The sequence below is a fragment of the Acidisoma sp. genome (assembly GCF_035492295.1).
In the GTDB taxonomy this organism is placed as follows: Bacteria; Pseudomonadota; Alphaproteobacteria; order Acetobacterales; family Acetobacteraceae; genus Acidisoma.
In genome coordinates this window covers 1-5284 of record NZ_DATJJK010000128.1, presented here as the reverse complement: position 1 = coordinate 5284, position 5284 = coordinate 1, and the positions used below count along the sequence as shown (strand labels likewise).

Here is a 5284-nt window from a genome sequence, read left to right as displayed (position 1 = left end):
GGCGAAAGGCGACGCCGTGCGCCTCGTGCAGCCGCATCATGGCCTTGCCCACCGGCGCGCCGAGCCGGTCGACGAAGGGCAGCAGGTCCTTGGTGACGACGGTGACGGCCAGGCCACGCTCCCGCAGGCTCGCCGCGACCTCCATGGCAATGAAACTGCCGCCGAGGATGACGGCATGGCGGCTGCGCTCCGCCCGGGCGAGGATCGCATCGGCATCGGCCCGGCTGCGCAGGATGAAGACGCCAGCGCGTTCTACTCCGGGCAGATCGGGGCGCCTCGGCGTGCCGCCAGTCGCGAGCAGTAAGGCATCATAGGCAAGGCCTAACCCGTCCGCGAGGTGGACCTGCCGCCCCGCCGCGTCGATCCCCGTCACCTCGCCCGTGCGCCGCTCGATCTCCTTCTCGGCATAGAAGGCCTGGGTCTGCAAGGGCGACTTCTCCGCCCCCGGTTCCCCGGACAGGACATACTTGCTGAGGATGGTGCGGTCGTAGGGCACACGGTTCTCGCGGTCGATCATGACGATCCGGCCCCCGAAACCCTCCTCTCGCAGCGTCTGCGCGGCGACGGCACCGGCAGCACCCGCACCGACAATGACGAAGCATCGCGCATCGGCCGCGCGCGGCGGGGCCTCGCGCTTCTCCAGCGTGAGCTTGAGGCGGATATGGCCATTCTCGATCCAAGCCGCGAAGCGGGGCAGTGGGTCCAAGGCCGGCGGATCCAGCACGTCGCCCTGGCGCAGGCAGAAGGCGGCCTTATGCCATGGGCAGATGATGCGCCCGTCATGAACGACTCCCTGCGCCAGCGGCGCGCCGGCATGGGTGCATTCACCGCCCACAGCCGAAACCCGCCCGCCCTCGCGCAGGATCAGCAGGGGCGTACCCTCTACCTCGCGCGCAACGACGCGGCCTTCCGGGAACTCTGCAAGCAGGCCGAGATCATGGTCACCTTGTGCCATTGACAGCTCCGTCTCTGCGGCCTCAGCGCCGACCCCTCATATGGGTCGACGCTGAGGCCGCGGGCCCCCCGAGGGCCAGCGAGCTCGCCGTCTCATCAAAAATTGACCCGGCAGAGAGGGTTCAGCCGCCGCTAGCGCGCCGGGGCCAAAGCGAATCCTATGGCCATGGCGATCTGCTTCTCAAAGCGCTGCTCTCTGTCCGGGTCGTCCAGCCCCAAGGTTGCTTCCAGATAAGCGTCACCCAGAATGAGGTTGATGAAACCCGAAGCGCGCTGACGGGCTTCGTCCTCTGCGATGTCTGCCCGCAGGAGGATTTCCCGCACCCACCGCCGCACGACAACCGTGCCGGATTGCTCGAACATGCGGGCGAGGGCCGGAAACCGCCAGCCATCCGCGATGATGAGCCGATAGAGCGCCAAGGCGTCGGGGCGCACGAGTTCGCTCACGATCTCCCGTGCCAGGCGCTCCAGGGCGGCGGCCGGTGAAGGGGCCGCCGGCAAGGCGTCCGGCCCGGATTGCTCGCCCATGCCACGGCACATGTCCTCGATCAGCGCTTTGAACAGGTCCTCCTTTGTCCCGAAATGCCGATAGACGGTCATCTTGGAGAAACCGCCTTCGGCTGCGACCCGCTCGAGGCTCGCGCCGGACCAGCCGTCGCGCAGGAAAACGGGACGGGCCGCCGCCAGGATGGCCGCGCGTTTCTCCTCCAGGCGGCGCATGCGCGGATCGCCGGCTTTCCACCCCTTGAGTCGCGATCCCGGAGACGAGGCTTGCATACGATACGGTTCCGTATTACATCACGGTATGCGAGACGATATCGTCTCGCATCTTGTTCTCTCAGAGGAGGCGCCCATGCGCAACCCGGAAAGGCTCGCGACCTTGTTCGCCGAGATCATGAATAGCCACGATGCCAGCCGTTTCGCCGAGTTGGTCTCGGAAGACTACGTCAATCACAACCCGGCCGTGGAACCCGGCCGAGCCGGGCTCATCCGCTTCATGCGTCACTGGTTCGAGGCGATCTCGGATACCCGCGTGACAGTGGAGGACGTTCTTGTCTCCGGCTCCTCCGTCGTCGGCCGATACACGTACCGTGGCCGCCATACCGGAGCCTTCCTGGGCATTCCCGCGTCGGGCGCCGAGATCACGATGCGGTCGATCGACATCTGGCGTGTCCGTGACGGCCTGTTCGCCGAACACTGGGACGAACTGAATACGTTGGACGTGTTTCAGCAGATCGGCGCGATCACCATGCGCAGAGCCGAAGCATGAGCCCGGCGTTCTTGGCGGCGGCTGCGACGGCCCTGGCCTTCACAGTCGCAGGGCTGGCCAACGCCATCGGGGTCGGCGGTGCCGAGCGGAACTTTCGTGCCTGGGGCTATCCCCCTGGGTGGCGGTGGGTGACAGCCGGCATCGAGATTGCGGGTGCCGCGGCACTTCTTGACCCCATGACCAAACCATTCGCCCTGGTGGCGCTGTGGCTGGTTATCATCGCAGCGATCGGGACCCTCGTCCGCCATCGCGCGGGGCCGGCCCACATCGTGCCGGCGATAGGCTTCGCCGCCCTCCTTGCCGTCACGACGCTGCTCTCACTGTGGCGCGGCCTGTACGGCTGAAACGCGCATGCGCGAACCGCTGCTGTTCGCGAGGGCTCCGCGCGGCTGTCACGGCGTGGATTGATCATCGCCGCCGTCGCGGCCTAAGGCCGCATCCCTCTTCTCTGGACAAGCTGCGCGGTAAACTCGTCCGATATCAGAAACTCCAGCGCCTCGCGCAGCGCCGCGACCTTGGCGCGCCCCATCGCGGCCTCGAAATCAGCCTCGGCCTCCGCCCAGAGCGTGTCGGTCTCGGCCAGCTTTTCCAGGCCGAGCGGCGTCAGGCTGATCAGCCTGTTCCGGCGATCGGCGGGATCGATTGCGGTTGCGATGTAGCGATCCCGTTCCAGGGGTTTGAGCGTATGCGCGAGCCCGCCTGAATCCATCACCAGAGCCTCGGCAAGCTTACCCACGGTCGTCGGTTGCGACCGCTGTATCCGGGCAAGGATCGCCCTTTGCGTTGTCTTCAACCCGGCGGGCGCAAGGGCCGCGTCATAGAACTGCGAGATTCGGCGGGTCGCCTTGCGCAGTGCGGTGCAACTGCACCGGCTTCCATTCGGATCGGCGGTGTTTTCCATGCTGATGCGCCTCTCGGTCTCGCCGCGCTTGACACTATTAGAAGCATATGCAGATGTTTGAGGCAATCGCTTTGAACACAGCAATCCATAGTCCGGGTCTCCGCGATCACCATTCACCGCGCGTGACGAAAGGAATCGCCCATGAGCCGATCTGCCATCTCGTCCTCGCAGCCCAGCCAGCCGTTCGGCCATCGCTATGTCTTCGTGGTCGTGGCGGTCGTCTTCCTCTGCCTTCTTGTATCGGCCGGGGTACGGGGCGCGCCGGGCGTGCTGCTGCTGCCATGGCAGGCGGATTTCGGCTGGAGCCGGGCCATCATCAGCCTGGCGGCGGCCATCGGCATCTTTCTCTACGGCCTGATGGGCCCTTTTGCGGCCGCCCTGTTCCATCGGTTCGGCGTGCGGAGGGTGATGATGCTGGCTTTCGCCCTCATCGCTCTCGCCACCTTCGGCAGTCGCTTCATGCAAAGCCCTTGGCAGTTGATTCTGACCTGGGGCGTGCTCTCGGGCCTCGCCACCGGTTGCCTGGCCAATGTGCTCGGCGCATTGGTTGCGGCGCGGTGGTTCATCAGCCATCGCGGCCTCGTTCTCGGTATCCTGACGGCAAGCACCGCCACCGGCACGCTCATCTTCACGCCCGTTCTCTCGGCAATCGTCACCACGGATGGCTGGCGCACGGTCGTGCTCGTGATCGCCTGCGCGGCCACCTTGATGATCCCCCTCGTCGCTTTCCTGCTGCCCGAACGCCCCTCCGCCATCGGTCTGCTGCCCTGGGGCGCGTCTCCCGGCATGGCGCTGCCGCCCGGGCCGGCTCACGCTTCCGTCTGGCGGCATGCCGTCGACGGGCTGCTCCTCGGCGTCCGCAGCCGCACCTTCTGGATTCTGTTCGCCACTTTCTATATCTGCGGCTTCACCACCAACGGCCTCGTCGGCACGCATCTCATCGCGCTCTGCGCCGATCACGGCATCGCGGAAAACCGCGCCGCGGGGCTGCTCGCCTTGATGGGTTTCTTCGACCTCATCGGCACCACGCTCTCGGGCTGGCTGACCGACCGATTCGATTCCCGCAAGCTGCTCTTCGTCTATTATGGGCTGCGCGGCCTGGCGCTCATCTATCTTCCCTATTCGGGCTTCGGGCTGATCGGCCTGGCCGCTTTCGGCGTCTTCTTCGGGCTCGACTGGATCGCCACCGTGCCGCCGACGGTGCGGCTGGCGACGGAGGCTTTCGGGGACACGCGCATGCCCGTCATCTTCGGCTGGATCGTCGCCGGCCACCAGTTGGGCGCTGCGAGCGCCGCCTTCCTGGCCGGCCTCTCGCGCACGCTTGAGGGCACCTACCTCCCGGCCTTCCTCTTTGCCGGCCTGCTCGGTATCGGGGCCGCTTTCCTGTCCATCTATATCGGCGATGCCGAGCGCCGGGTGAGCGCCCTGCCCGCGCCGCCATGATCCGCTTTCTCCGCCGCCTCGGCCTCGTGCTCGGCGCCCTGCTGCTGCTCGGCGGTGCTTCGGTGGCGTTATTGGGCGAGATCGGGTCGCCCTGGCCGCGAACCTGGTGGCGGGAGGCGGCCGGGCTCAACCTGCCGCTGCCCGGCCGGCTTACGCTCGAGGATGCGGTGAGCGGGCACGCCTTCACCAATGCCGACCTGCGCGGGCGATGGACGCTGCTTTATTTCGGCTACACGTTCTGCCCCGATGTCTGCCCCACCGACCTCGCCGAGGTGGTCCAGGCTCTGGGACTGATGGGCAAGGGAGCGAATGCCATCACGCCCGTCTTCGTCACGGTGGATCCGGCGCGCGATACGGCCGACGTCCTTACCCGCTACGTGGCGCTGTTCAGCCCGCGCCTCCGAGGCCTCACCGGCAGCGCTCCGTCCATCACCGAAGCGGAACGGATGTTCCGCGTCTATGCCGTGAAACAGCCGATCCGCGGTGGGGGCGGCGCCTATCTGATGAACCACTCGACCTTCTTCTACCTCGTGGGTCCCGACGGGCAGGTGGCCGCCGCACTCTCACCCGATCTCCAGCCGCGCGGATTGGCCGAGGCCATTGAAAGACATGTGCGAGGCTGACGCGGGGCCGCTATCGCCCTAGTTTTCGACGGTGGCGTTGAGATAGCCGCGAAATTCATCCGCGCCCGCGAACGAGGTTTGCGTGCCGGGACG

The 5284-nt window shown here is 66.6% G+C and carries 7 protein-coding genes; 4 read left to right on the top strand and 3 right to left on the bottom strand.

Features of this window, described 5'->3' with window-relative positions:
* The coding region (locus VL752_RS09265; protein WP_325354414.1) for an FAD-dependent oxidoreductase at nucleotides 1-955 on the bottom strand (955 nt) is incomplete at its 3' end.
* Between the two features lie 131 nt (nucleotides 956-1086).
* Nucleotides 1087-1674, bottom strand: a complete 588-nt coding sequence (locus VL752_RS09260) for a TetR/AcrR family transcriptional regulator (RefSeq protein WP_325354412.1) — start codon at nucleotides 1672-1674, stop codon at nucleotides 1087-1089.
* Nucleotides 1675-1807: 133 nt separating this feature from the next.
* On the opposite strand from VL752_RS09260, the gene VL752_RS09255 reads away from it, so the two are divergent.
* On the top strand, nucleotides 1808-2224 hold the full coding sequence (locus VL752_RS09255) for an ester cyclase (protein WP_325354410.1): 417 nt from the start codon (nucleotides 1808-1810) through the stop codon (nucleotides 2222-2224).
* On the top strand, nucleotides 2221-2568 hold the full coding sequence (locus tag VL752_RS09250; RefSeq protein WP_325354408.1) for a DoxX family protein: 348 nt from the start codon (nucleotides 2221-2223) through the stop codon (nucleotides 2566-2568). Before VL752_RS09255 ends, VL752_RS09250 begins: the two co-directional genes overlap by 4 nt.
* Nucleotides 2569-2651: 83 nt before the next feature.
* Here the strand turns inward: VL752_RS09250 and VL752_RS09245 are convergent, their stop codons facing one another.
* On the bottom strand, nucleotides 2652-3125 hold the full coding sequence (locus VL752_RS09245) for a MarR family winged helix-turn-helix transcriptional regulator (RefSeq protein ID WP_325354406.1): 474 nt from the start codon (nucleotides 3123-3125) through the stop codon (nucleotides 2652-2654).
* A gap of 141 nt (nucleotides 3126-3266) precedes the next feature.
* Between VL752_RS09245 and VL752_RS09240 the strand changes: the two genes are divergently transcribed.
* Nucleotides 3267-4568, top strand: a complete 1302-nt coding sequence (locus VL752_RS09240; RefSeq protein WP_325354404.1) for an MFS transporter — start codon at nucleotides 3267-3269, stop codon at nucleotides 4566-4568.
* Nucleotides 4565-5191 (top strand): SCO family protein, encoded by a 627-nt coding sequence (locus VL752_RS09235; protein WP_325354402.1) that lies wholly within the window; start codon nucleotides 4565-4567, stop codon nucleotides 5189-5191. Before VL752_RS09240 ends, VL752_RS09235 begins: the two co-directional genes overlap by 4 nt.
* Nucleotides 5192-5284 lie beyond the last annotated feature (93 nt).

What these genes read in the sequence shown, in the direction of transcription:
- VL752_RS09240 (WP_325354404.1), top strand. Translation starts at nt 3,267, where the DNA reads ATGAGCCGATCTGCCATCTCGTCCTCGCAGCCCAGCCAGCCGTTCGGC.
- VL752_RS09255 (WP_325354410.1), top strand. Translation starts at nt 1,808, where the DNA reads ATGCGCAACCCGGAAAGGCTCGCGACCTTGTTCGCCGAGATCATGAAT.
- VL752_RS09245 (WP_325354406.1), bottom strand. Translation starts at nt 3,125, where the DNA reads ATGGAAAACACCGCCGATCCGAATGGAAGCCGGTGCAGTTGCACCGCA.
- VL752_RS09235 (WP_325354402.1), top strand. Translation starts at nt 4,565, where the DNA reads ATGATCCGCTTTCTCCGCCGCCTCGGCCTCGTGCTCGGCGCCCTGCTG.
- VL752_RS09250 (WP_325354408.1), top strand. Translation starts at nt 2,221, where the DNA reads ATGAGCCCGGCGTTCTTGGCGGCGGCTGCGACGGCCCTGGCCTTCACA.
- VL752_RS09260 (WP_325354412.1), bottom strand. Translation starts at nt 1,674, where the DNA reads ATGCGCCGCCTGGAGGAGAAACGCGCGGCCATCCTGGCGGCGGCCCGT.